General features: G+C 75.6%; 15 protein-coding genes. 11 read left to right on the plus strand and 4 right to left on the minus strand.

Annotated elements, in window-relative coordinates; genetic code table 11:
* Positions 1-105: 105 nt before the first annotated feature.
* Positions 106-4,071: an SCO7613 C-terminal domain-containing membrane protein gene (locus tag NFS20_RS12095; RefSeq protein WP_251152295.1), complete on the plus strand. Its 3,966-nt coding sequence runs from the start codon at positions 106-108 to the stop codon at positions 4,069-4,071.
* A 58-nt stretch (positions 4,072-4,129) separates the two neighbouring features.
* Positions 4,130-6,526 (plus strand): glycoside hydrolase family 95 protein, encoded by a 2,397-nt coding sequence (locus NFS20_RS12100; protein WP_251152041.1) that lies wholly within the window; start codon positions 4,130-4,132, stop codon positions 6,524-6,526.
* Between the two features lie 5 nt (positions 6,527-6,531).
* Here the strand turns inward: NFS20_RS12100 and NFS20_RS12105 are convergent, their stop codons facing one another.
* Positions 6,532-7,383 (minus strand): YrhB domain-containing protein, encoded by an 852-nt coding sequence (locus NFS20_RS12105; RefSeq protein ID WP_251152042.1) that lies wholly within the window; start codon positions 7,381-7,383, stop codon positions 6,532-6,534.
* A 49-nt stretch (positions 7,384-7,432) separates the two neighbouring features.
* A complete protein-coding gene (locus NFS20_RS12110; protein WP_251152275.1) occupies positions 7,433-7,921 on the minus strand; it encodes an Lrp/AsnC family transcriptional regulator in 489 nt (162 codons plus the stop codon).
* 148 nt (positions 7,922-8,069) lie between these two features.
* Here NFS20_RS12110 and NFS20_RS12115 point away from each other — a divergent pair, with 148 nt between their 5' ends.
* The 9 genes from NFS20_RS12115 to NFS20_RS12155 all read left to right on the plus strand — a co-directional run bounded on the left by NFS20_RS12115 (position 8,070) and on the right by NFS20_RS12155 (position 21,598).
* Positions 8,070-9,431, plus strand: a complete 1,362-nt coding sequence (locus tag NFS20_RS12115) for a thiamine pyrophosphate-dependent dehydrogenase E1 component subunit alpha (RefSeq protein WP_502800811.1) — start codon at positions 8,070-8,072, stop codon at positions 9,429-9,431.
* A complete protein-coding gene (locus NFS20_RS12120; RefSeq protein ID WP_251152043.1) occupies positions 9,428-10,504 on the plus strand; it encodes an alpha-ketoacid dehydrogenase subunit beta in 1,077 nt (358 codons plus the stop codon). The genes NFS20_RS12115 and NFS20_RS12120 overlap by 4 nt, the downstream gene beginning before the upstream one ends.
* Positions 10,504-12,207: a dihydrolipoamide acetyltransferase family protein gene (locus tag NFS20_RS12125; RefSeq protein ID WP_251152044.1), complete on the plus strand. Its 1,704-nt coding sequence runs from the start codon at positions 10,504-10,506 to the stop codon at positions 12,205-12,207. The genes NFS20_RS12120 and NFS20_RS12125 overlap by 1 nt, the downstream gene beginning before the upstream one ends.
* A complete protein-coding gene (locus NFS20_RS12130) occupies positions 12,204-13,904 on the plus strand; it encodes a carboxyl transferase domain-containing protein (RefSeq protein ID WP_251152045.1) in 1,701 nt (566 codons plus the stop codon). Before NFS20_RS12125 ends, NFS20_RS12130 begins: the two co-directional genes overlap by 4 nt.
* Positions 13,905-13,909: 5 nt before the next feature.
* On the plus strand, positions 13,910-16,402 hold the full coding sequence (locus NFS20_RS12135) for an ATP-binding protein (protein ID WP_251152046.1): 2,493 nt from the start codon (positions 13,910-13,912) through the stop codon (positions 16,400-16,402).
* The gene (locus tag NFS20_RS12140) at positions 16,399-17,574 is read left to right on the plus strand and encodes an acyl-CoA dehydrogenase family protein (RefSeq protein WP_251152047.1); all 1,176 of its coding nucleotides are present in this window, start codon (positions 16,399-16,401) and stop codon (positions 17,572-17,574) included. The genes NFS20_RS12135 and NFS20_RS12140 overlap by 4 nt, the downstream gene beginning before the upstream one ends.
* A 128-nt stretch (positions 17,575-17,702) precedes the next feature.
* A complete protein-coding gene (locus NFS20_RS12145) occupies positions 17,703-18,266 on the plus strand; it encodes a MaoC family dehydratase (RefSeq protein ID WP_251152048.1) in 564 nt (187 codons plus the stop codon).
* Positions 18,263-19,159 carry an HpcH/HpaI aldolase/citrate lyase family protein gene (locus NFS20_RS12150; RefSeq protein WP_502800812.1) on the plus strand — a complete coding sequence of 299 codons (897 nt, stop codon included), beginning with the start codon at positions 18,263-18,265 and terminating at the stop codon, positions 19,157-19,159. Before NFS20_RS12145 ends, NFS20_RS12150 begins: the two co-directional genes overlap by 4 nt.
* A gap of 168 nt (positions 19,160-19,327) precedes the next feature.
* The gene (locus NFS20_RS12155) at positions 19,328-21,598 is read left to right on the plus strand and encodes a tetratricopeptide repeat protein (protein ID WP_251152049.1); all 2,271 of its coding nucleotides are present in this window, start codon (positions 19,328-19,330) and stop codon (positions 21,596-21,598) included.
* A gap of 21 nt (positions 21,599-21,619) precedes the next feature.
* On the opposite strand, the gene pntB is transcribed toward NFS20_RS12155, so the two are convergent.
* Positions 21,620-23,026 carry a Re/Si-specific NAD(P)(+) transhydrogenase subunit beta gene (gene pntB / locus NFS20_RS12160; protein WP_251152050.1) on the minus strand — a complete coding sequence of 469 codons (1,407 nt, stop codon included), beginning with the start codon at positions 23,024-23,026 and terminating at the stop codon, positions 21,620-21,622.
* Positions 23,023-24,678, minus strand: a complete 1,656-nt coding sequence (locus NFS20_RS12165) for a Re/Si-specific NAD(P)(+) transhydrogenase subunit alpha (RefSeq protein ID WP_251152051.1) — start codon at positions 24,676-24,678, stop codon at positions 23,023-23,025. Before NFS20_RS12165 ends, pntB begins: the two co-directional genes overlap by 4 nt.
* Positions 24,679-24,753 lie beyond the last annotated feature (75 nt).

A 24,753-nucleotide genomic window follows, 5' to 3' on the forward strand; every position in this document is an offset into this window, starting at 1 on the left:
CCACTGGGCCTCAGAAGGCGCTACCGCCTCGGTCTTCACGAGACTGCCACGGTTCCCGCTGTGGACAGCGCCCCCGCGGGCGCCCCGGTTCGCCAGGATGTCCGCATGAGAGAGCCGTGGGTCGACGTCGCGCTGGCGCGGCTGCCCGACACCCGTTCGTGTCCCGCGTGCGCCGCGCCCCTGCGTTCCACCCGCTGCGACCGCTGCCGGCTCGACCTCGTCGGTCCGCTCGCGTTCGCGGTCGACGGCGCGTCGCGCGAGGCCGCCGACGCGCTCGGACGGCGCCAGGACGCGCTCGACGCGCTGCGGGCCGCCCAGCCCGAGGCCGCGGCGTGGGCTCGCGAGAGCACGAGGCGCGCGGGGTACGCACCGTCGCCCGACCGGCGCGCCGTCGCCCACCGCCCCACCGGCACCGTGCCGGCGGTGGGCGCTCCCACCTCTCCTCCCGGTGCGGCTCCCGGTCGGCCCACGGTGCCGCGTCCTGTACCGGCGGGAGCGGCTCCCCGGACCGCGCCTCCTCGCGGGTACGCGCCGGTACCGGGGTACTCGCCCGTGCCGACGCCCGCGCCCAGGCCCGCGCCGAGCATCGGTCTGCAGCCGGTCCTCGCCGCGGCGGGTGCCGGTCTCCTCGCCGTGTCCGTGGTCGTCTTCGTCTTCTTCACGTTCGGCGACGCCCTCGCCCTGCGGGCCGTCGCGACCGGGGTCGTCACCGTCCTGACGCTCGGCGCGGCGGTCCTGCTGCGCCGCACCGGCCTGCGGTCGTCGGCGGAGGCGGTCGCGGCCCTCGCCGTGGTGCTCGCGCTCGTCGACGCGGAGCTCGCGCTCCAGGCCGGGCTGCTCGCCGGCGTCGACCCCGCGCTCGCGCGGGCCCTGGTCCTCGGCGGCGTCGTCGTCGTGCTCGGCGTCGTGGGGGACCGGGCACGCGTGCGCGCCTGGGTGACGAGCGCCGTCGTGCTCGCCCCCGTGGTGCCGCTCCTCGTCGCGATGGCAGGCCTGCGTGCGTGGGCCTGGGTGCTGGGGCTGCTCGCGGCGAGCCTCGTGTCCGCTGCGGTGGGCGTCGTCGCGCGCCGCACGGGACCGCGTCTCGGCTCCACGCTCGCGCCCGAGCGTCGCCTGTCGCAGGTCGTGCGGGCGGTCCTCTTCCCGCTGGCGGTCCTGGTCTCGCTGACGGCCCTGGACACGCCCGGGACGCCGGGGCGTCTCGCAGCGGCAGGGCTCGTGCTGGCGTGCGCGGTCGTCGCCGTCGTGCTGCGTCTCGTCACGCACGAGCGCGCGTGGCTCGCGGCGACGGGCGTCACCGCCGTGCTCGCCGCCGGGCTGCTCGGCGTGAGCGACGATCTGCTCCGGCTCGGGCTCGTCCCCGCCAGCGCGGCCCTCGGCTGGCTCGCGCTCGTGGCCGGGAGCGACCCGCGCGTCACGACGGCGCTCCGTGGCGGCACGCCCCTGGCCTCCCGGTCCCGCTCGGACCTCCTGCTCGGCGGTGGGCTGACCGTCCTGCTGCTCGGCACGGGGGCGCTGCTCGGGCTGCCCGCCCGCGCTCTGGACGTGGTCGCGCGCGCGGCCGCCGGACCCGACGTGCGGCTCGGGACGGCGCCGCTCGGCAGCGACGCCTGGTGGACGCAGTCCGCGGTCGGCGCGGAGAGCACGTTCTGGGCGGGGCCGCTCGCCACCGGGGTGCACGTCGGTGTGCTCGCGCTGCTCGTCGTGGCGCTCGTCGCGGGCCGGCTGCCGCTCGGCACCCAGGGGCCCGCCGTCACCGGTGGCCCGGTCGCGACCGGGAGCCCTGTCACGACCGCCGGCCGCGCGACCGCGCCGTGGTTCGCCCTCGCGCTCGTCCTCGGCCTCGTGCTCGACCCGCGGCTCGCGGGCGTGTCGTCGCTCGTGCTGCTCGCGACGCTCGCGACCGTGCTGCTCGTCGCGTGCGCCCGACGACGCGTCGCGACGGCGGGCGGCGACGTGGCGCGCTGGCGGGTCGCCGGGATCGTGGGCGTCTTCGCCGCGACCGGTCTCCTCCTCGTCGGCTCGTGGTCGTCGCGGCCGACGGCGACCCTCGGGGCGGTCGCGGTCGTGGCGCTCCTCCTCGCGGTGCGTCGGGCCGTGCCGCGGCCCGCGCACGCGCCGCTCGTCGCGGCCGCGTACGCCTACGGGCTCGTCGTCCTCGGCGTGACGCTCGGCTGGTCCGGCCTCGACGGCGTCGCGGCGCTGTGCACGGTGTCGGCGGTGGCGTCGGTCGTGGCGCTCGCGACGACGCTCGTCCCGCGCGCTGGGCGGGACACCTGGTGGGCCGTCCTCGGCGTCACCGCGGTGCCGTTCGTCGTCGGGGTCGCGACCGTCGCGACCGCGCGCAGCTGGTGGTCCGTCGTCGCGTGCCTCGCGATGCTCGCGCTCGAGGTCGTGCTCGTCGTCACGCGCCGGTCCGGCACCGCTCCGGCGCTGCGGCTCGTCGGCGCGGGGCTCGCCCTGCCGACGGCGTCCGTCGCCGTCGTGAGCGCGGGCGCCATGCTCGTCCCGGGCAGCGGTTCGCCCGTCGTGCTGCCCGTCGTCGCGGCGCTCGTCGCCACGGTCGCGGCCGGTGCCCGCGGGGTCGGGCACGCCGTCGACGTGAGGGTGGGTGACGCGCGCGGCGTCCGGGAGGTGCTCGAGGCGAGCGCCGCGCTCACGGGGACGATCGCCGTCGGGCTCGCGTACGCGCGGCCCGCGGCCGGGCCCGACGTCGCGGTGGCGGTCCTGCTGCTCCTGGCGGTGGGCGCGGCGCTCGTCGCGCGCACGCCCGACCGCACGCCGGTCTGGTGGCTCGTCGGTGTCCTCACCACCGTCGCCGTGTGGACGGCGCTCGCCGCCTCGGGCGTCGGCCTCGTCGAGGCGTACACGGCGCCGCCCGGTCTCGCGGCGGCCGTCGTCGGTGTGCTCCTCGCGTGGCGAGGGCGTCGGGGATGGGACCTCGCGACCGCCGGCGGGGTCCTGCTCGTCGCGCCGTCGCTCGTCGTGCTCGTCGCTCGGCCCGGCGCGGGGGACGTGCGGGCGACCTGCCTGGTGGCGGCCGCGGGACTGCTCGTGGTCGGGGCGGCGGCACTGGCGTCGCGACGCCGGCCCGCCCCTGGTTGGGCACGTCCCGCGGTGCTCCGGGTCAGCGGGCTCGCGGTCCTCGCGGCGAGCGCCGGGACCGTCGAGTCGCTCCACGTGGCGCACGTGCCGGGCGGGGGAGCGCTGTTCGGGCTCGGGTCCGCGTGGGCGCTCGCGGGTGGGGCGTGCGCGCTCGGAGCCGGGGTGGTCGCCGCCCGCGTCGCGCCGCGGTCCTGGCGGGCGGGGCTGCGGAGCTGGGCACTGGCTCCTGCGCTCGTGCTCGTCGTGGTCGGCGTCGTCGCGAACGTGCGACCCGTGTGGGGCGCGATCGCCGCGGCCTGGGCGGTCGAGGTCGTCCTCCTGGTGCTCGTCGTCGTCGGTGCCCGGCGCGCCCTGCGCGGTCTCGACGACCTGCCTCCGGCCTGGTTCACGTGGCTGCTCGCGCTCGTCGCGGCGATCGGCGCGTGGTCGCCGCGTGAGCTCCGCGTCGAGGTGTTCTCGCTGCCGCTCGGCGCGGGGCTGCTCGTCGCGGGCTACCTCGCGTTCGTCGCGACGTCGGTGCCAGCCGCTCCGGGCGGGTCGGACGCCGTCCCGGTCGACGGCACGGGTCGCACGTCCGGCGCCCGACGCCGGACGTGGCCCCTCGGTCGTGCCGGGTCGTGGGCGCTGCTCGCCCCGGGCATCCTCGCGACGCTCGGACCGTCGGTCCTCGCGACCTACACGGACGCGCGGACCTGGCGCGCGATGCTCGTCGTCGTCCTCGCGCTCGCCGCGGTGCTCGTCGGGACCCGCATGCACCTCGCGGCACCGTTCCTCCTGGGGGTCGCGGTCCTCCCGGTGGAGATCCTCGTCGTGTTCGTCTCCCAGCTCGGGACACGCATCTCGGCCGGGCCGTGGATGCTCACGCTCGCCGCCGCGGGCGGCCTGCTCCTCATCATCGCCACGTACTACGAGCGGCGGATCGCCGCCTACGACGGCGCCGCCGCCTACGTCCGCGACCTGCGGTGAGCGGGCTCCGGTCCCCGCTCACGACCATGCACCCGACCGACGACGTCCCGGAGGTCTCGTGACCCACGCCCCTGAGCACCCTCGGCCCGCACCGACCGCCGGCCGGTCCCCGGCCGCGCTCTGGTACGACGCGCCCGCGACGGACTGGTCGTCCGAGTCTCTCCCGATCGGCAACGGCCGCCTCGGCGCGACGCTGTTCGGCGGGATCGCCGAGGAGCGCGTCCAGCTCAACGAGCACAGTCTCTGGGGAGGGGCGAACGGCTACGACAACGCCCTCGCCGGCGTTCCCGACGACGCGTTCGACCTCGGCGTCACGGGATTCGGGTCGTACCGCGCGTTCGGCGTGCTCCGCATCGCCGTCGAGGGCACGGGTCGCGACGGCTCGGAGGCGGACGGCGAGGTCGGTGTCGCGGACGCCGTGGCGTCCGCCGACTACCGCCGCGCGCTCGACCCGACCGTCGGCGTCCACACCACCACGTTCGCGACGCCGGCGGGGACCGTCCGGCGCGAGGCGTTCGCGAGCCACGTCGCCGACGTCCTCGTCCTGCGCTGCACGACCGACGCGCCGTCGGGCCTGACCGCCACCATCACGCTCGACTCGGCCCAGGAGGACGCCCCGACCACCGTCGACGGAGAGGCCCGCCGGCTCGCGTTCCGCGGCGTGCTCGCCAACGGCCTGCGCCACGCGGCCGCGGTGCAGGTGATCGCGACCGGACCGGGGAGCGGCACCGGTGCGCGCGACGGCGGGCGCAGCGGCAGGCCCGGCGCGGGACGCGACGGCGGAGCACCCGCGGCCGAGGTGACGTCGGACGGGACGGCGCTGCGCGTCGTCGGCGCCACGAGCCTCACGGTCCTCGTCGACGCCCGGACCGACTACCGCCTGAGCGCGGCCCACGGCTGGCGGGGCGAGGACCCGGTGCCGGTCCTCGACGCGGCGCTCGCCGCGGCGGCCGCACGGCCGTACGAGGAGCTGCGCGCCGAGCACGTCGCGCACGTCGGCGAGGCGATGTCGCGCGTGCGCGTGGACTGGGGGACGTCCGCGCCCGACGTGCTCGCGCTGCCGACCGACCGCCGGCTCGCGCGCTACGCCGACGGCGGCGAGGACCCGTCCCTCGAGCAGACCCTGTTCGCCTACGGGCGCTACCTCCTGCACGCGTCGTCGCGCCCGGGAGGGCTCCCCGCGAACCTGCAGGGTCTGTGGAACGACGAGGACGAACCGCCCTGGGCGTGCGACTACCACACCAACATCAACGTCCAGATGAACTACTGGGGCGCCGAGACCACGAACCTCCCGGAGACCCACGAGGCGCTCGCCGCGTTCGTCGAGCAGGTGGCGGTGCCGAGCCGCGTCGCGACGCGGCACGCCTTCGGGCCGGACGTCCGGGGGTGGACGGCGCGCACGTCGCAGAGCATCTTCGGCGGCAACGCGTGGGAGTGGAACACCGTCGCGAGCGCCTGGTACGCGCAGCACCTCTACGAGCACTGGGCGTTCACGCAGGATCGCGCGTTCCTCGAGGCGACGGCCTACCCGGTGCTGCGCGAGGTGTGCGAGTTCTGGGAGGACCGGCTCGTCGAGCGGCCCGACGGCGCGCTCGTCGCCCCCGACGGCTGGTCACCGGAGCACGGGCCTCGCGAGGACGGCGTGATGCACGACCAGCAGATCGTGCGCGACCTGTTCGAGAACTACCTCGACTGCGCGGTGGCGCTCGACGCCGACCCGGAGCACCGCGCCGTCGTCGCCGGGCTGCTGACGCGGCTCGCGCCGAACCTCGTGGGCCGCTGGGGCCAGCTCCAGGAGTGGCAGACCGACCGGGACGACCCCGAGGACCTGCACCGCCACACGTCGCACCTGTTCGCCGTCTTCCCGGGACGGCAGGTCACTGCCGCGACCCCCGAGCTGCGGGCCGCTGCGCTCGTCTCCCTCAAGGCCAGGTGCGGCGAGCGGGACGGCGTGCCCTTCGACGAGGCGACGGTGTCAGGAGACAGCCGTCGCTCGTGGACGTGGCCGTGGCGTGCCGCGCTGTTCGCGCGGCTCGGGGACGCCGAGCGCGCGCGGTCCATGCTCCGGGGGCTCCTCCGGTTCAGCACGCTGCCGAACCTGCTGGCCACGCACCCGCCCATGCAGCTCGACGGCAACCTCGGCATCACCGGCGCGGTCGCGGAGATGCTGCTCCAGAGCCACGACGGATTCCTCCACCTGCTCCCCGCGCTGCCCGCCGCCTGGTCGGCAGAGGGGTCGTTCACCGGCCTCCGCGCGCGTGGCGGCTACGAGGTCAGCGTGCGGTGGCGGGACGGCAAGGTCGTGTCGTACGACGTCGTCGCGGACCGCGCGCCCGACGCGCGCCCCGTGCGCGTGCGGGTCGACGGCGAGGACCGGCGCATCGTGCCGGCGCGCGACGGCCTCCCGGTCCGGGAGCTCGGGGGGTGGACGGAGAGCGTGTCGTCGTCGCGGTGATGCCCTCAGAGCTCGCCGCGGCGCCAGCGGTCGAGCCCGACGGCGACCGGGTAGGCGGTGGGGAGGACGAACCACGGCCGACCGTCCTTGGGCACGACGACGGGACCGACGAGCACCTGCCGGAGGAAGTCCTTGCTCCGGAGGTACTCCACCGAGTTCCACATCACGACCCAGACGTCGCCGTGGTCGCCGACCGGCTCGACGCCCGGGTCGTCCTCCCAGATCGCGAGCGGGACCCTCAGGTCGCGCTCGAGCTCGACGAGCGCCTCCTCCGCGACGGCCCTCGCCCGCGCGGCGTCGATCGGCGGCGCGTCCCCGCGAGCTGCCCGACCGCGCTCCTCCAGCAGCGCGGTCAGCCGGCGCTCCAGCGCTGCCCGGCGCTCCCCGAGGAGCCTCACGCTCTCGAGGGTGGACCGGGCGGGCGGTGGTGGCGACAGCGGGTCGAGACCTGAGACGCTCAGCACGACGTCGTACAGCGGGGCGAGCGCGCCGTCCGGGAACTTCAGCTGGCGGGCAAGCGTCAGCAGCGGTGTGCCGAAGCGCGCGGACGCGCGGTTCGGGTCGCACCCGCCGTCGAACAGCCGCCGCAGCAGCGGTCCGTCGGTCGGGACGTCGAACCGCGGGCGTCCCAGCAGCACGTGCGCCGTCGTCACGCCGTCGGGCGTGACCGCCGCCGCGTCGGCATCGTCGTCGAGCAGGCGCCCGGCGATCCGGGCCCGCACGACCGGCTTGTTGCCCAGCGCGGCGTGGAGCACCGTCGACCCCGTGCTGTCCGAGGCGGTCGCGTCGGAGGGGTCGTACACCGACACGAACTCCTCGTAGGTGCCTCTCCTCGCCACGACGAACAGGTTCGGCACGGTTCCTCCGATCTCCGCGTGGACAGGTCCGACGACGACGCTCTCCGGCTCACGCTCCGGCCGCCCGGCGGCCCCGGCGCTGCTTCTCGATCAGGGGCTGCAGCCGGTAGGGGATGAGCTCGCCCATGGAGAGCGAGGTCTCGGTCCGCTCGACGCCGTCGATCGCGAGGATGGCGGCGTCGATGCGGAACAGGTGGTCGGTGTCGCGGCACGCGACGGTGACGCGCAGGTCCGCGGTCCCGCTGCGACCGTGCGCCTGCACGACCTCCGGGATGCGCGCGACGTCCTCGACGATGCGCGCCAGCTCCTTCTGCCGCAGCTGCACCTCGACGAACGCGGTGAGCGGGTGGTCGAGCACGTGCGGGTCGATGCGCCGGTCGAGCGCGAGGAACGCGCCCTCCGCCTCGAGCCGCGCCAGCCGTGCCGCGACGGTGTTGCGCGAGAGCCGCAGACGGTCGGCGAGCGCGACGATCGTGGCCCGCGGGTCGTCGCGGAGCGCGAGCAGGAGGTCGAGGTCGACAGCGTCGGCGCTGTGCATGCTGCTCACCCTAACAACGTGACGGTGCTCACACTGCACAGCGTGTCGGGCATCGGTGGAGCCATGTGCGTGACCGGGGTTACGTTCGCCCTATCCCGGTCCTCGACGGTGAGGTCCGGCTCCCAGCAGTACTCGAAGGCGAGGTGGCATGGTGGCCAGCGAACCTGCGGTGCGGACCGGCTCGACGGTGGAGACCCTGCCGAAGGAGCACGACGGTCACCGGGCGGAGACCCCGCGCGACGCACGAGCAGAGCAGGACGACGAGACGACGACCCCGGCCGTACCGGGCAGCGCGGAGAGCCGCACGGTGCGCCTCCTCGCCGAGGACGGGACGCGTCGTCCGGACGCGGAGCACGACCGGTGGCTCACCGACCTCGACCTCGCGTCCGGGGACGACGCCGCACGGGCCGTGGCACGGGGCACGCTCCTGCGGCTCTACGAGGACATGGTCGTCGCGCGCCGCCTCGACGCGGAGGCGACGGCGCTCCAGCGCCAGGGCGAGCTGGCCCTGTGGCCACCGCTGCTCGGCCAGGAGGCGGCGCAGGTCGGGTCGGCCCGCGCGCTGCGCCGTGACGACTTCGTCTTCTCGTCCTACCGCGAGCACGCCGTCGCGTCGGTGCGCGGCGCGTCGCCCGTCGACCTCGTCCGCGTGTGGCGGGGCGTCACGGTCTGCGGCTGGGACCCGTACGCGATCGGCATGGCGTCGCCGCAGGTGATCATCGGTGCGCAGGCCCTGCACGCGACGGGCTGGGCGATGGGCGTGCAGCTCGACGTCGACGCCGGTCGCGTCGACCCTGCGGACGGCCTGCCCGTGGGCGTCGCGTACTTCGGCGACGGCGCGATGAGCCAGGGCGACGTCAACGAGGCCTTCGTCTTCTCGGCGACGTACCGCTCGCCCGTCGTGTTCCTCTGCCAGAACAACCAGTGGGCCATCTCCGAGCCGGTCGCGCTCCAGTCGCGCGTGCCGCTCGTCGAGCGCGCGCGGGGCTTCGGCATGCCGGGCGTGCGCGTCGACGGCAACGACGTCCTCGCCGTCCTCGCGGTGACCCGTGCGGCGCTCGACCGGGCCCGGCACGGCGGCGGCCCCACCCTGGTCGAGGCCGTCACCTACCGCATGGGCCCGCACACCACCGCCGACGACCCGAAGCGCTACCGGGACGCGGCCGAGCTCGAGCTGTGGGCGGGACGAGACCCGGTCGCGCGCTACGCGGCGTACCTGCGCGGCGTCGGCGTGCTGACCGACGCCGAGGACGAGCGCGTCCGACGTGCCGCCGACACCGCCGCCGCCGAGCTGCGCGCCGGGTGCGTCGCGCTCGAGGACCCGCCGCCGTCGTCGCTCTTCGACCACGTGTACGCCGAGCCGCACGCACCCCTCGCGCGCGAGCGCGCCGAGCACGCGCGCTACCTCGCGTCGTTCGACGACGCGGCGAGCGACGCGGCAGGCGGGCCTCCGGACGAGGGCGACGCCGCGTCGTCGGGCACCGGGATGCCGGAAGGAGCACGGCGATGACCACCACCCTGACGCTCGCGAAGGCGCTCGGCGCCGGGCTGCACCGGGCCATGACCGACGACGACCGCGTCGTCGTCATGGGCGAGGACGTGGGCCGGCTCGGCGGCGTCTACCGCGTGACCGACGGCCTGCAGGCCGAGTTCGGCCCGCGGCGCGTGCTCGACACGCCGCTCGCGGAGTCGGGGATCATCGGCACGGCCGTGGGGCTGGCGATGCGCGGGTACCGCCCCGTGTGCGAGATCCAGTTCGACGGCTTCGTGTTCGTCGCGTTCGACCAGATCGTGTCCCAGCTCGCGAAGATGCACGCGCGCACCGGTGGCCGGGTCCGGCTGCCGATCACGATCCGCATCCCCGTGGGCGGCGGCATCGGCGCGGCCGAGCACCACTCGGAGTCGCCCGAGGCGATGTTCGCGCACGTCGCGGGCCTGCGCGTCGTCTCGGTCGCGAGCCCGCAGGACGCGTTCACGGTCCTGCGGCAGGCGGTCGCGTGCGACGACCCCGTGATCTTCTTCGAGCCCAAGCGGCGCTACCACCTCAAGGGCGAGGTCGAGGAGATCCCCCTCGCGCTCGCACCACCGATGGACCGTGCGCACGTGCTGCGCGAGGGCCGCGACGTCACGCTCGTCACGTGGGGCGGGCTCGTCGGGACGGCGCTCGACGCCGCCGTCGCCGCCTCCGACGACGGCGTGTCCCTCGAGGTGATCGACCTGCGGTCGCTGTCCCCGATGGACCACGACACGGTCGCCGCGTCCGTGCGCCGGACCGGCCACCTCGTCGTCGCCCACGAGGCGCCGCGACACGCCGGGCTCGGTGCCGAGGTCGTCGCGACCATGACCGACCGCTGCTTCGAGTACCTCGAGGCCGCGCCCGTGCGCGTCACGGGGCACGGGATGCCGTATCCCCCGGCGCGGCTCGAGGGCCACTACCTGCCGGACCTCGACCGCATCCTCGACGGGGTCGACCGGGTGCTCGGCCGGGTGCCGAGCGGTGGCGCTGCGGCGGGTGCCGCGACCGGTGCCACCGCCGGGCGGGCGACGGTGCCCGTCCTCGCGGGGGAGGGGGTGTCCCGGTGATGACGACGCGCGAGTTCCGCCTCCCCGACCTCGGGGAAGGGCTCACCGAGTCCGACATCGTGATCTGGCACGTCCACGCCGGCGACCACGTCGAGCTCAACCAGGTGATCGCCGAGGTCGAGACGGCCAAGGCGCTCGTCGACCTGCCCTCGCCCTACGCGGGCGTCGTCGCGACGCTGCACGCCGTCGAGGGCCAGACGGTGAACGTCGGCGACCCCATCGTCACGTTCGAGGTCGACGACCCGGCGACATCGGGCGACCCCGCGACGCCGGGCGACCCCGCGACGCCGGGCGCGGAGTCACCTCCGGCTGCCGAACCCGGGGTCGTGCGGCAGCCGGAGGCCTCCGTGCCGCAGGAGCCGGGGTCCGACGCCGCGGAGGAGGGCGAGCGCCCGGACGTCCGCGACGTCGTCGAGCCGAACCTCGTGGGCTACGGCGCCCGCCCGGACAGCACGGGCCGCCCGGCGCGCCGTCGTCGCCGTGCCGCCGAGGCTGCTGCCGAACCCGGCGTTACGCGGCAGTCAGGCCCGCACGTGCCGCACAACCCAGGGTTCGGCGGCACACCGCTGCCCGATAGCAGGACGGCTGACGGCGCCGTCGAACGGCCGCGGTCGACGCCGCCGGTGCGCGCGCTCGCCAAGAAGCTCGGCGTGCACGTCGAGCGCGTCGAGGGCACCGGGCCGGGCGGTCTCATCACGCGCGCCGACGTGCTCGCGGCGGTGAGCTGCCACCGTGACGTCACACCGGACCACGCCGCGGCGCCCGGAAGGGGAGGGCACCGAGATCGGCACGTCGGCCCGAGACCGGTCCTCCGGACGACCGATCTCGCGTCCGGCGACCGATCTGACGTCGACGTGCCGATCTCGGCGGCCGCGTCGACGTCCCCGGGTCCTGCGACCGCCGTCGAGCGCGTCGCCGTGCGTGGCGTGCGCAAGCACACGGCCGCGGCGATGGTGTCGAGCGCGTTCACCGCCCCGCACGCGACGGTCTTCCTCACGGTCGACGTCACGCGCAGCCTCGAGCTGCTCGACCGGCTGCGCACGCACCGGCTCGCACGGGACAGCCGGATCACGGTGCTCGCGCTCGTTGCGCGCGCCCTGTGCGTCACGCTGCCGCGGCACCCCGCGCTCAACAGCGCCTGGCACGACCTGCCCGACGGCTCGGCCGAGATCTGGCGGCACCGCGACGTGCACCTGGGGATCGCCGTGGCGTCGGAGCGTGGGCTCGTGGTCCCGCACGTCCCGCACGCCGACGCGCTCGACCTCCCGACGCTCGCCGACGCGCTCGCGGAGCTCGTCGCGACGGCGCGCGCCGGCCGCACGCCACCCGAGCGCCTCGCCGGAGGAACGATCACCATCACGAACGTCGGGGTGTTCGGCGTCGACGCCGGGACGCCGATCCTCGTGCCGGGCGAGGCGGCGATCCTCGGTCTCGGCGCGGTCCGACGGCGGCCGTGGGAGCACGACGGCGAGGTCGCCCTGCGCGACGTGGTCACCCTCAGCCTCTCGTTCGACCATCGTGTCGTGGACGGCGAGCAGGGTGCCCGGTTCCTCGCCGACCTCGGCGCGCTCCTCGAGGACCCGGGGCTCGCGCTGCTCCACGGCGGCGGGCTGACCGACGGCCGAACCCGGGGCTCCGCGGCAGAGTCGACCGGTCCTGCCGCTCGACCCGGGGTCCGGCCGGGAGAGGGGACGTCCGCGTGACCGTCCTGACGACCGCCGTCGACCCGGGGTCGGAGACCGCCCGGGCCGACGACGCCGCGCAGCGGGCCCTCGTGGCCGACCTGCGCGAGCGCACCGCCGCCGCCGCGCTGGGTGGACCGGCCTCGGCACGCGACCGCCACGTGTCGCGCGGCAAGCTGCTGCCGCGCGACCGCGTCGACCGCCTGCTCGACGAGGGCAGCCCGTTCCTCGAGATCGCGCCGCTCGCGGGTCACGGCGTGGACGACGGCGCGTGGCCGGCCGCGGGCGTCGTCGCCGGGATCGGCGTCGTGAGCGGCCGTCAGGTCATGGTCGTGTGCAACGACGCCACGGTGAAGGGCGGGACGTACCACCCGCTCACGGTGAAGAAGCACCTGCGCGCGCAGGAGATCGCGCTGGAGAACCGGCTGCCGTGCGTCTACCTCGTCGACTCGGGTGGCGCGTTCCTGCCGCGACAGGCCGAGGTGTTCCCCGACCGCGACCACTTCGGCCGCATCTTCTTCAACCAGGCCCAGCTGTCCGCCGCGGGGATCGCGCAGATCTCCGCCGTGCTGGGGTCGTGCACCGCGGGCGGCGCCTACGTGCCGGCGATGAGCGACGAGTCCGTCATCGTGCGCGACCAGGGCACGATCTTCCTCGGTGGCCCGCCGCTCGTGAAGGCCGCGATCGGTGAGGTCGTCACGGCCGAGGAGCTGGGCGGCGGCGAGCTGCACGCCCGGCGCAGCGGTGTCGTCGACCACCTGGCCGAGGACGACGACGACGCGCTCGACACGGTGCGCCGCATCGTCGCGACGTTGCCGCCCGACCCTGCGCCCGCGTGGGACGTCGAGCCGTCCGAGCCGCCCGCCGTCGGGGCGTCCGCCACGGGGACGCCCGCCGCAGGGCGGGACGAGGACCTGGCGCCGGGCGAGACAAGAGCGTTCGGCGAGAGCCTGTACAGCGCCGTCCCGACCGATGTACAAGCCCCGTACGACCCGCGCGAGATCGTCGCGCGGATCGTCGACGGCAGCCGGTTCCACGAGTTCAAGCGCGAGTACGGCGACACGCTCGTCACCGGGTTCGCGCGGATCCACGGCCACCCCGTGGGGATCCTCGCGAACCGCGGCGTGCTGTTCGGCGCGTCGGCGCTCAAGGGGGCGCACTTCGTCGAGCTGTGCGACCAGCGCGGCATCCCGCTGCTGTTCCTGCAGAACATCTCCGGGTTCATGGTCGGCACGGACGCCGAGGCGGGCGGCATCGCGAAGGACGGCGCGAAGATGGTCACGGCCGTCGCGACGACGCGCGTCCCGAAGCTCACGGTGATCGTCGGCGGGTCGTTCGGCGCCGGGAACTACTCGATGTGCGGGCGCGCGTACTCGCCGCGCTTCCTGTGGTCGTGGCCCGCGAGCCGCATCTCCGTCATGGGCGGTCCGCAGGCCGCGTCCGTCCTCTCGACGGTCAAGCGCGACCAGCTCGCCGCGCGCGGCGAGACGTGGGACCCCGCCGAGGAGGCCGCCTTCGCGGCCGGCATCCGCGCGGACTACGACGAGCACGGCAGCCCGTACTACGCCACGGCCCGGCTGTGGGACGACGGCGTCATCGACCCCGCCGACACGCGCCGCGTGCTCGGTCTCGCGCTGGGCGTGTGCTCCCGCACGCCCCTCGCGCCCCTCGGCACGGCCGACCGGACCACCGCCCGGTTCGGGCTCTTCCGGATGTGAGGCCCGTGACCGTCCACCGCCCCTCACTGGCCTCGCGCCCGGCCCCGCCCCCGGCGACGCGGCCGTTCGGCACCGTGCTCGTCGCCAACCGCGGCGAGATCGCGTGCCGCGTGATCGGGACCCTGCGCCGACTCGGGGTCCGGTCGGTCGCGGTGTTCTCCGACGCCGACGCCGGGGCGCGCCACGTGCGCGAGGCCGACGTCGCGGTGCGCCTCGGCCCCGCCCCTGCGGCGCGCTCGTACCTCGACGTCGAGGCCGTCCTCGCCGCCGCCGTCGCGACCGGCGCCGACGCGATCCACCCCGGGTACGGCTTCCTGTCGGAGAACCCCGCCCTGGCGACCGCGTGCGGGCGAGCCGGGATCGCGTTCGTCGGCCCGGGCGTCGACGCCCTCGAGACCATGGCCGACAAGCTCGCGGCGAAGAGCGTCGTCGCGGCGCGCGGCGTGCCCGTGGTCCCGGGGGCGGGCGAGCCGGGGATGCCCGACGACGCGCTGCTCGCCGCCGCACCCGGCGTCGGGTTCCCCTTGCTCGTCAAGCCGTCCGCCGGTGGCGGGGGCAAGGGGATGGTCGTCGTGCGGTCCGCCGCCGACCTGCCCGGTGCGCTCGCGTCCGCGCGGCGGGTCGCGACGTCGTCGTTCGGCGACGACACGCTGCTGCTCGAGCGGCTCGTCGAGGCGCCCCGCCACGTCGAGGTCCAGGTGCTCGCGGACACGCACGGGAACGTGATCCACCTCGGCGAGCGCGAGTGCTCGCTCCAGCGGCGCCACCAGAAGGTCGTCGAGGAGGCGCCGTCGCCGTTGCTGTCCGCCGCCGAGCGCGCGCGGATGGGTGAGGCCGCGTGCGAGGTCGCGCGGTCCGTCGGCTACGTCGGCGCCGGGACCGTCGAGTTCCTCGTCCCTGCCGCGTCGCCCGACGAGTTCTTCTTCATCGAGATGAACACGCGACTCCAGGTCGAGCACCCGGTCACCGAGATGGTCACGGGGCTCGACCTCGTCGAGCTCCAGCTGCGCGTCGCGGCGGGGGAGCCGTTGCCGCTCGCGCAGGACGACGTCGTGCTCCGCGGCCACGCGGTGGAGGCGCGCGTCTACGCCGAGTCACCGGCGCGCGGCTTCCTGCCCGCGACGGGGACGGTCCTCGCGTACGACGACGGCGGGGTCGACGCCGGGCCCGACGAGTCGCCGCTGCGCCTCGACTCCGGGGTGGAGCGCGGGGCCGTCGTCGGCGGAGACTACGACCCGATGCTGGCGAAGGCGGTCGCGTGGGCACCGACGCGCGACGAGGCGATCGAACGGCTCGACGGGTTGCTGGCGCGGACCGTCGTGCTCGGTGTCGAGACGAACGTCGGGTTCCTGCGGTCGTTGCTCGCCGACGAGGACGTCCGGGCGGGGCGGCTCGACACCGGCCTGATCGACCGGTTGGTCCAGTCCGGCGAGGAACGGGGGAGGGGACGCGCCGTCTACCATCCGCGCCCTCGTCCCTCGGGCGCTCCCGCCAGACCCGACCACGACGGCGCGCCCCCTCCCCCGCACCTCGCCTCCGAGCTCGGGGCACCTTCCGCTGGCGACGGCGCGCACACCCCCGACCCCCTCACCTCGTCCGTCACGTCACCGGTCGACCTCGTCGCGGCGGCGATGTTCGTCGTCCGGGCTGCCGAGCACGGGGTTGGCCACCGTTCTGGACCCGGTGTGGTGGACGAGCCCGTTCTCGGCGAGGCCGAGGGTGGCCCGTGGGCGGCCCGCGACGGGTGGCGGCTCAACGCGCGGCCCGCGGCGCGCGTCGTCGTGCTGCGCGACGTGAGCGACCCTGCCGGTCGGCTCGAGCACGAGGTGCGGGTCCGGGGCGTGGTGCGCGACGCCGTCGTGCAGCTGCGGGAGACCGACGGGTCCTCCGACGACGGTGCGCGGGCCCGCGACGTCCGGGCGTCGCTCGCACCGGATCTGCGGCACGACGACGCGTGGTGGCTCACCGTCGACGGCACCCGGGAGCGGGTGCGGCTCGCGTGGCAGCCCGCCGCCGACGGCGATCCCGCGGTCGTGTGGCTCCACCGCGACGGCCGGGTCGTCGCGTTCGCAGCCCCCGACCGGACGGAGCGTGCCGCGCGGAACCGGGCCGAGCGCCGTCGGGCACGCGGGGGCGTCGCCACCGCGACGGACCCGGAGGTGCGCGCCGCGATGCCCGGGACGGTCGTGGCGACCGCGCCCGACGGCGAGCCGGTCAGCGCGGGCGCGGTCCTCGTCACGGTCGAGGCGATGAAGATGGAGCACCCCGTGCTCGCGCCGCACGACGGCGTCGCGCGCGTCGCCGTGCGCCCCGGCGACCTCGTGCGCCGCGACCAGGTGGTCGCGGTCGTCGAACCGGCACCGGCACCCGCCGCGGACGGACGCGCCGGGAGTGACCCGGACGACCCGGCCTCCAGCACGACCACCACCCGGACCGACGCCGTCGCGGCACACCCCGCCGCGTCGGCGACATCCTCCGACACCCAGGGAGCACCATGATCGAGGTCGACACCCTGCTCACCGACGAGCAGGCGAAGCTCTACCAGGTCGTGCGGGACTTCGCCGACGGCGTCGTCGCGCCGGCCGCGTACCGGTACGACACCGAGCGTCGGCTGCCGATGGAGATCATCGCGCAGATGGGCGAGCTCGGGCTGTTCGGGCTGCCGTTCCCGCGCGACGTCGGCGGTCAGGGCAAGGACTACGTGTCGCTCTGCCTCGCGGTGGAGGCGCTCGCGCGCGCCGACCAGTCGATCGCGGTGACGCTGGAGGCGGGGGTCGGGCTCGGCATCGTGCCGATCTACCGGCACGGGACGCGCGAGCAGCAGGAGCGCTGGTTGCCGGACCTGCTCGCGGGCAGGGCGCTCGCGGCCTTCGGCCTGACCGAGGCGCAGGCCGGCTCGGACGCCGGCGGGACGCGCACGACCGCGCGGCTCGACGGCGACGAGTGGGTGGTCGACGGCTCCAAGCAGTTCATCACCAACTCCGGCACGCCGATCACGAGCCTCGTGACGATCACGGCCGTCACGGGGGAGACGCGCGGTCCGGGCGGCGACGTGCGCAAGGAGCTGTCGAGCATCATCGTCCCCGCGGGGACGCCGGGGTTCGAGGTGGGGCCGGCGTACGACAAGGTCGGCTGGCACACCTCCGACACGCACCCGCTCACACTCACCGACGTGCGGGTCCCGGCGGAGAACCTGCTCGGCGAGCGCGGACGCGGGTACGCGAACTTCCTGCGTGCGCTCGACGAGGGTCGCATCGCGTTCGCCGCGCTCGCGACCGGCGCCGCGCAGGGCTGCCTCGAGGAGGCGCTGCGGTACGCGACGGAGCGCGTGGTGTTCGGGCGGTCGATCGGGGAGAACCAGCACGTCGCGTTCACGCTCGCGCGCATGCAGGCCCGCGTCCACACCGCGCGGCTGGCCTGGCTCGACGCCGCGCAGAAGCTCGTGCACGGCAAGCCGTTCAAGGCCGAGGCGTCGGTCGCGAAGCTCGTCGGCGGCGAGGCCGCGATGGCGAACGCGCGCGACGCGTCGCAGATCTTCGGCGGCTACGGCTTCCTCAACGAGAACCCGGTCGCGCGGCACTACCGTGACGCGAAGGTGCTCGAGGTCGGCGAGGGCACGACCGAGGTGCAGCTCATGGTCATCGCGAGGAGCCTGGGCCTGGAGGGCTGACCACGGTCCGCCGCCGAACACGACCTGAAGGACGTCATCGACGGTTTCACGACCTTCAGGTCGTGATCGACGGCGAGCGGGGTCGTTCTCGGCGGACGTCGCCGGGCCGGAGGAGCGGGAGGAGCAGCATGCGCGAGGTGGTCCAGCGGGGCCTGTACTACGACGAGCTCGAGCCGGGCGTGGTGTACCGCCACCGTCCCGGCCGCACTCTGACCGAGGCCGACGACGTCCTGTTCTCCACGCTCACGATGAACCACCAGGCGCTCCACCTCGACGCCGCGTGGGCCGCGACGCAGCCGTTCGGGCAGCGCCTCATGAACTCGATGATGACGCTCTCGACGCTCGTCGGTCTGTCCGTCGGGCAGGTCACGCAGGGCACGATCGTCGCGAACCTCGGGTTCCGCGAGGTCGAGTTCCCGAAGCCGCTGTTCCACGGCGACACGCTCTACGCCGAGACCGAGGTCGTCGAGAAGCGGCTCTCCGCGTCCCGGCCCGGGCAGGGGGTCGTCACGCTCGAGCACCGGGGTCTGAACCAGCGCGGAGAGCTCGTCGCCCGGGCAGTCCGCACGGCGTTGTTCTGGACGCGCGCGGCCCACGAGGTCATCACCGTGCCCGACGGCGCGGGGCCGGCCGCTCCGCCGGGGCCCGCCGGGCCGCGCCTCACCTCCGGCGACGAGGCGGGCGCGTGGTGAGCGACGGCGTCGGGCAGGGGGCGGAGACGCTCCCGCCGGACGTGCGGGAGCCGTTCCAGCTCGGACCGGCGCTGCTGTTCTGCCCCGCGGACCGGCCCGACCGGTTCGCGAAGGCCGCGGACCGCGCCGACGCGGTGATCCTCGACCTGGAGGACGCCGTGGCCCCCGCCGCGAAGGACGCCGCGCGCCGGTCCGTCGTCGAGGCGTCCGCGACCCTCGACCCGGAGCGCACGGTCGTACGGGTCAACGCCGTGGGCACGCGCGAGCACGCGCTCGACGTCGCGGCGCTCGCGGACACGCGGCTGCGCACGGTCATGGTCGCGAAGGCCGGACCGGAGCTCGTCGCGTCGCTGCCCGCCCTCGCGAGCACGCTCCCTGGCGTGCGGGTGGTCGCGCTGTGCGAGACCGCGGCAGGGGTCCTCGCGGCGCCCGAGCTCGCGCGCCGGGACGAGGTCGTCGCGCTCATGTGGGGCGCGGAGGACCTCGTCGCCTCGCTCGGGGGGACGTCGAGCCGTCGCGCGAACGGCTCGTACCGCGACGTCGCGCGGCACGCCCGCGCGACCGTGCTCCTCGCGGCAGGTGCGGCGGGGAAGGCGGCCATCGACGCCGTGCACGTCGACATCGCGGACCTGGACGGTCTGCGCGCGGAGGCCGAGGACGCCGCGGCGAGCGGCTTCGCCGCGACGGCGTGCATCCACCCGAGCCACGTCCCGGTCATCCGCGTCGCGCACGCGCCGACCCCGGACCAGGTCGCCGCTGCCCAGGCGCTGCTCGACGCCGCCGCGGCGAACCCCGCCGGACCGGACGCGGTCTTCACGCACGAGGGCCGGATGGTCGACGGGCCGGTGCTGCGCCACGCGGAGGCGGTGCTGCGCCGTGCTGCGCCCCGCTGACGTGCGGGTACGCGCCGCCCCGCCGTGTGAGCGCACGCTCACCGCACGGGTGCGCGGGTTCTCGTTCCACGGCGACGGCCGCTGTGCCGGGCGCGCGGCGGTGGCATGGGGAGCACTCCCCATGGGCGTCGGCGCGGGACGGCGCCGACAGACCGTAACCTCGTCCGCGTGACCGACGCGAACCCGCAGACCACGCAGTCCCAGCACTGGACCGAAGGGTTCCCCCACCTCGTGGAGCGCGCGGCGACGCTCCTCGGCACCGACGTCGCGACCGCCACGCGGCACAGCAAGGTCGTCCCGGGCGGCTTCCACGTGTGGACGCCGGGTCGCGGTGGTGCGCAAGCGGTCGTCGGGTTCGACGGCGCGGCGTACGTGCGCGAGTCGTGCTTCTCGCAGAGCCAGATGGTGCAGGCGTTCGCCGCCGGCCACCGCAACGACGCGACGCTCGCCGAGCGGCCCATCAACCACGCGGCGTCCGCGGTGGCCTCGATGGTCGGGTTCCTGAACGGCGGCGAGACCCGGACGGCGACGCCGACGGGTCCGAGCGAGGCCGAGCTCGCCGACCTCATGGGTGGCGCGTTCGAGCAGACGACTCCCGACGAGATCGCCGAGCGCCTGCGCGGCCGGGGCAAGGGTGCCTTCGCGGTCGTCGGCGTCGACCGCGCGCACGGTCCCGGTCACTGGTACGTCGCGATGTTCGACGGCGAGCACGTCCACGCGTTCGACTCGATCGCCAACGCGCGCACCGAGTGGCCACCGCCCGCGGCCGACGCGGTGCGCTGGTGGGCCGACGGCGCGCCGACGCGGGTGCCGGAGACGGTCACCGCCGACACGCGCTCCCGCCAGGGGCGTCGAGTGTGGATCCGCACCACGCCCGCCCTGCTGCCGTGGGCGAAGGGCCTGCTCGACTGGTACGCGTCCACCGATCCCGTGAACGTGGCCGCGGGCCGCGGCACCTGGTACGGGCTGTGGTGGGCCGCGCTCTCGCCGGACGGCGACGACCTGCGGGTCGCGGCCACCGACCTCACGAAGGACGGCATCACGACGCTCACGTGGGACGTCGACCCGATGCTCGACGTCCACCGACAGCAGCGCGAGCTCGAGAGCTTCTGCCGGACCGGCTGGCAGCCGACCCGGTTCACGGAGACCGTGCTCGTCTACGACGGCGTGTACGACGCCCCGGAGATGTACGTCGAGCGCACGTCCCCCCGGGGCGACGGGGCCTCGGGCTGGGTCGTCAAGCCCATCGCGGAGCAGCCGCGCGGCGGACTCCTGCCCGTGCCCGCGCACGAGCTGTACCGGAGGGCGCCCCACCTCGTGCGCTACCTCTCGCTGCCGGAGGGCTTCCGCGCCGTGTGGTCGAACGGTCGGACGAGCACGCTCCGGAACCCCGCCGGCGAGCTGGTCTGGGAAGCGGCCGCGCGTGACCGCGACCAGGGGGCCACCCCGGGTCACCCTGCGGCGCCCGTCCAGCAGGCAGCGCCCGTCCAGCCCGCACAGCCCGCGGCACCCGTCCAGCCCGCGCAGCCCGCGCAGCCCGCGGCGCCCGCACAGCCCGCCCCGGCGGGACGGGGGTCCGACGCCGCGTCGTCGCAGGGCGCGCAGCGACCGAGCGGGGGGACGGCGTTCGAGGTGGCGGCGGCGGCCGTCCGGGACCCGGCGCCGGACGCCGCGCGGCTGCTGGCCGCGGCCCAGGGCCTGCGCGACGCCTTCGTCCGCAACGAGCACCTGATCGGGCTCCTGCCGCCGCAGGCGGCCCAGCTCATGCTCCTGGCCTACCAGAGGGCCGACGAGGTCGGCTCGAGCACCGGGCGTCCCGACGTCGCGCGCGAGGCCGCGCTCGCGTGGGCGCGCGAGAGGTACTTCCGCGAGCTCTACCCGGCGGACGACGTCGCGGCGCGGGTCGACCGCCTCGTCGCCGACGACCCCGACGGCGCGGCCCACGTGCTGCGTGGCTGGATGCGGTACAACGGCTACGGCTATGCGAAGGACGCCGCGGCATCGGTCCGCGACCACGAGGTGGCAGCAGAGCGGGGCAACCCCGACGCGCTCTTCGAGCTCTCGGTGCTCACGGCGACGGGCCAGGGCGTGGCGGCGGACCCGGCGAGGTCGCGCGACCTCCTCGAGCGGGCGGCCGCGGCAGGTCACCCGCGAGCGCTCTACAACGTCGCCGCCCAGCACGCCACGGGCGACGGCCGACCCCGCGACCCGGAGCGCGCGCTCGCGCTGTACGTCCAGGCGGGCGAGAGGGGCAACGGCCGGGCGCTGTTCACGGCGGGCATCATGACGCTCACGGGCGACGGCACGCTCCCCGACCCCGGGCGTGCGGCGGCGCTGCTCCAGCAGGCGCAGGACCTCGGGTTCGACGTCCCCGGTGCCGCGGCCCAGCTCCCGGAGGTCCTCGAGCGCCAGGTCGTGACGGCGCTCGGCGACGTCTGACCGGGCGCGGCCGGGCGGTCCTCAGCCCACCCGCAGGTGCGCGACGATGCCCTCGACGCGCTCCTTCGCGTCACCGAACAGCATGGACGTGTTCTCGCGGAAGAACAGCGGGTTCTGCACGCCGGCGTACCCGGTGGCCATCGACCGCTTGAAGACGACGACGTCGCGCGCCTCCCAGACGTGCAGCACGGGCATGCCCGCGATGGGCGAGCCGGGGTCGTCGAGCGCGGCGGGGTTCACGGTGTCGTTGGCCCCGATGACGAGCACCACGTCGGTGTCGGGGAAGCGGTCGTTGACCTCGTCCATCTCGAACACGACGTCGTACGGCACGCGCGCCTCGGCGAGCAGCACGTTCATGTGGCCGGGCAGGCGGCCGGCCACGGGATGCACACCGAACCGCACGTCGACCCCGCGCGAGCGCAGCAGCTCGACGAGCTCCGCGACCGGGTACTGCGCCTTGGCGACGGCCATGCCGTAGCCCGGCGTGATGACCACGCTGCGCGCGTCCGCGAGGAGGCGCGCGACGTCGTCGGCGTGGGTCTCCCGGTGCTCTCCCTGCTCACCCGTGGACGCGGAGACCGTGCCCTCCTCCGTGCCGAAGCCGCCGAGGATCACGGAGACGAACGACCGGTTCATGGCCCGGCACATGATGTACGACAGGATCGCGCCGGAGGAGCCGACGAGGGCGCCGGTGACGATGAGCAGGTCGTTGCTCAGCATGAAGCCCGCGGCGGCGGCGGCCCAGCCGGAGTACGAGTTGAGCATCGAGACGACGACGGGCATGTCGCCCCCGCCGATCGACGCGACGAGGTGCCAGCCGAGCGCGAGCGCGACGACGGTCATGAGCAGCAGCGGCCAGACCGACGGCGCCCCGACGAACCACACGAGGAGCGCGACGCTCGCGACGAGCGCCGACAGGTTGAGCAGGTTGCGCCCGGGGAGCCGCAGCGGCGCGGACCGGGCCCGCCCCGAGAGCTTGAGGTACGCGACGACGGACCCCGTGAACGTCACCGAGCCGACGAGCACGCCGAGGTACACCTCGACGAGGTGCGCAGCGTCGCCGGCCTCGGCGACAGGCACAGCGAGGTAGGAGTTGTAGCCGACCAGCACGGCGGCCAGACCCACGAAGCTGTGCAGGATCGCGATGAGCTCGGGCATCTGCGTCATCTCGACGCGGCGCGCGCGCCACGTGCCCACGACCGCGCCGACGAGGAGCACGCTCGCGATGAGCAGCGCCGTGACGAGCGCCGGTCGCCGGCTCGTGTCGAGCGCGAGGACGATGGTCGCGCCGAGCGCGAGGACCATGCCGACGGCGCCCGCGACGTTGCCGCGCCGCGCCGTCTCCTGCCGGGACAGGCCGGCGAGGCTGAGGACGAACAGGAGCGCCGCGAGGACGTAGACGGCCTGGGCGACGGACGTGGGCGTCATCGGACCTCCCCCGCGCTGCCGGTCGCAGCAGCCGCCGTGCGACCCGCCGCCGGGCCGGTCGCCGGACCCACCGACGTGTCCCGCCGGAACATGCGGATCATGCGGTTCGCGACGAGGAACCCGCCGAAGATGTTGATGCTCGCGACGGCCGCGGCGATGCACGCCAGGGTCGTGACGAGCCAGTCGTCCGAGCCGATCTGCAGGAGCGCACCGACGAGGATGATCCCGGAGATGGCGTTCGTCTGCGCCATGAGCGGCGTGTGCAGCGAGTGCGTCACGTGCGAGATGACGTAGTACCCGACGACCACCGCGAGGACGAAGACCGTCACGTGCCCCACGAGCGACGGCGGAGCGAACGACAGCGCGAGCGTCACGAGCACCGCGGCGAGCGCGGCCCCGACGAGGCGCCGGCGACCGCGGAGCGCGCGCCGCTGCTCCGCCTTCGCCGCCGCAGCGGCGGCGCGCTCCGCGACCACGGCAGGATCCTCGGGCGGTCCCCCGTCACCACCCCCCGGCGGTGGTGCCGCGCTCACCGCCACGGGCGGCGGCGGCCACAGGACCTCGCCCTGACGCGCGACGGTCATCCCGCGCTGCACCGGGTCGTCGAGGTCGAGGACGGTCATGCCGTCCTTCCCGGGCGTGAGCAGCTCGAGCAGGTGCACGACGTTCGTCCCGAGGAGCTGCGACGTGTGCTGCGGGAGCCGCCCGGGGAGGTCCGTCCAGCCGAGGACGACGACGCCGCCGTCGGTCACGACGCGCTCGCCCGGGACGGTCACCTCGCAGTTCCCCCCGCCGGACGCGGCGAGGTCGACGACGACGCTCCCGGGGCGCATGCCCGCGACCGCCGCCGCGGTGAGGGTGCGCGGCGCGACGCCCCGCACGAGCGCCGTCGTGACGACGACGTCGGCGTCCGCGGCCTCGCGCGCGTAGACCTCGAGCGCGTGCTGCTCCTGCTCGGGGGTGAGCGGTCGCGCGTAGCCGTCGGCGTTCATGTGCTGCTGCGCCTCGGGCGCGCGCACGGCGACGCCGCCGAGCGACTCGATCTGCTCCGCGGCCTCCGTGCGCACGTCGAACGCGCGCACCTGCGCGCCGAGGCTCGACGCCGTGCCGACCGCGGCGAGCCCGGCGACCCCGCCGCCGATGACGAAGACCCTCGCGGGCGGCGTCTTGCCCGCGGCGGTGACCTGGCCGGCGAACATGCCGCCGTACTCCTGGGCCGCCTCCACGACCGCGCGGTAGCCCGCGACGTTGGACAGCGTGCTCAGCACGTCGAGCGCCTGGGCGCGCGAGATGCGAGGGACCGCGTCGAGCGCCAGAGCCGTGATCCCGGCGGCGGCGAGCCGCTCGACGAGCTCCGGCCGGCTGCCCGGGTAGAGCATCGCGACGAGCGTCGACCCGGGCCGCAGCAGCGCGACCTGTGCGTCGGTCGGCGCGTTCACCGCGACGACGACGTCCGCGCCCCACGCGGTCGCGCCGTCGACGACCGACGCCCCTGCCTCCGCGTACGCCGCGTCCGTGAACGTGGCCCGCGCCCCGGCGTCGTGCTCGACGACGACCTCGTACCCGAGCGCGCGCAGGCGCTCCACCGTCCGCGGGGTCGCGGCGACGAGCCGCTCCCCGTCCCTCACCTCGCGGGGGACACCGATCCTCACGTGCAGGCTCCTCGCATCGTCGAACCATGACCGAGCATCACCGAGCTCGTCGGCCTCGCTGCCGACGGGTGCGCC

The sequence above is a fragment of the Cellulosimicrobium sp. Marseille-Q4280 genome, from assembly GCF_943181405.1.
Classification (GTDB): domain Bacteria; phylum Actinomycetota; class Actinomycetes; order Actinomycetales; family Cellulomonadaceae; genus Cellulosimicrobium.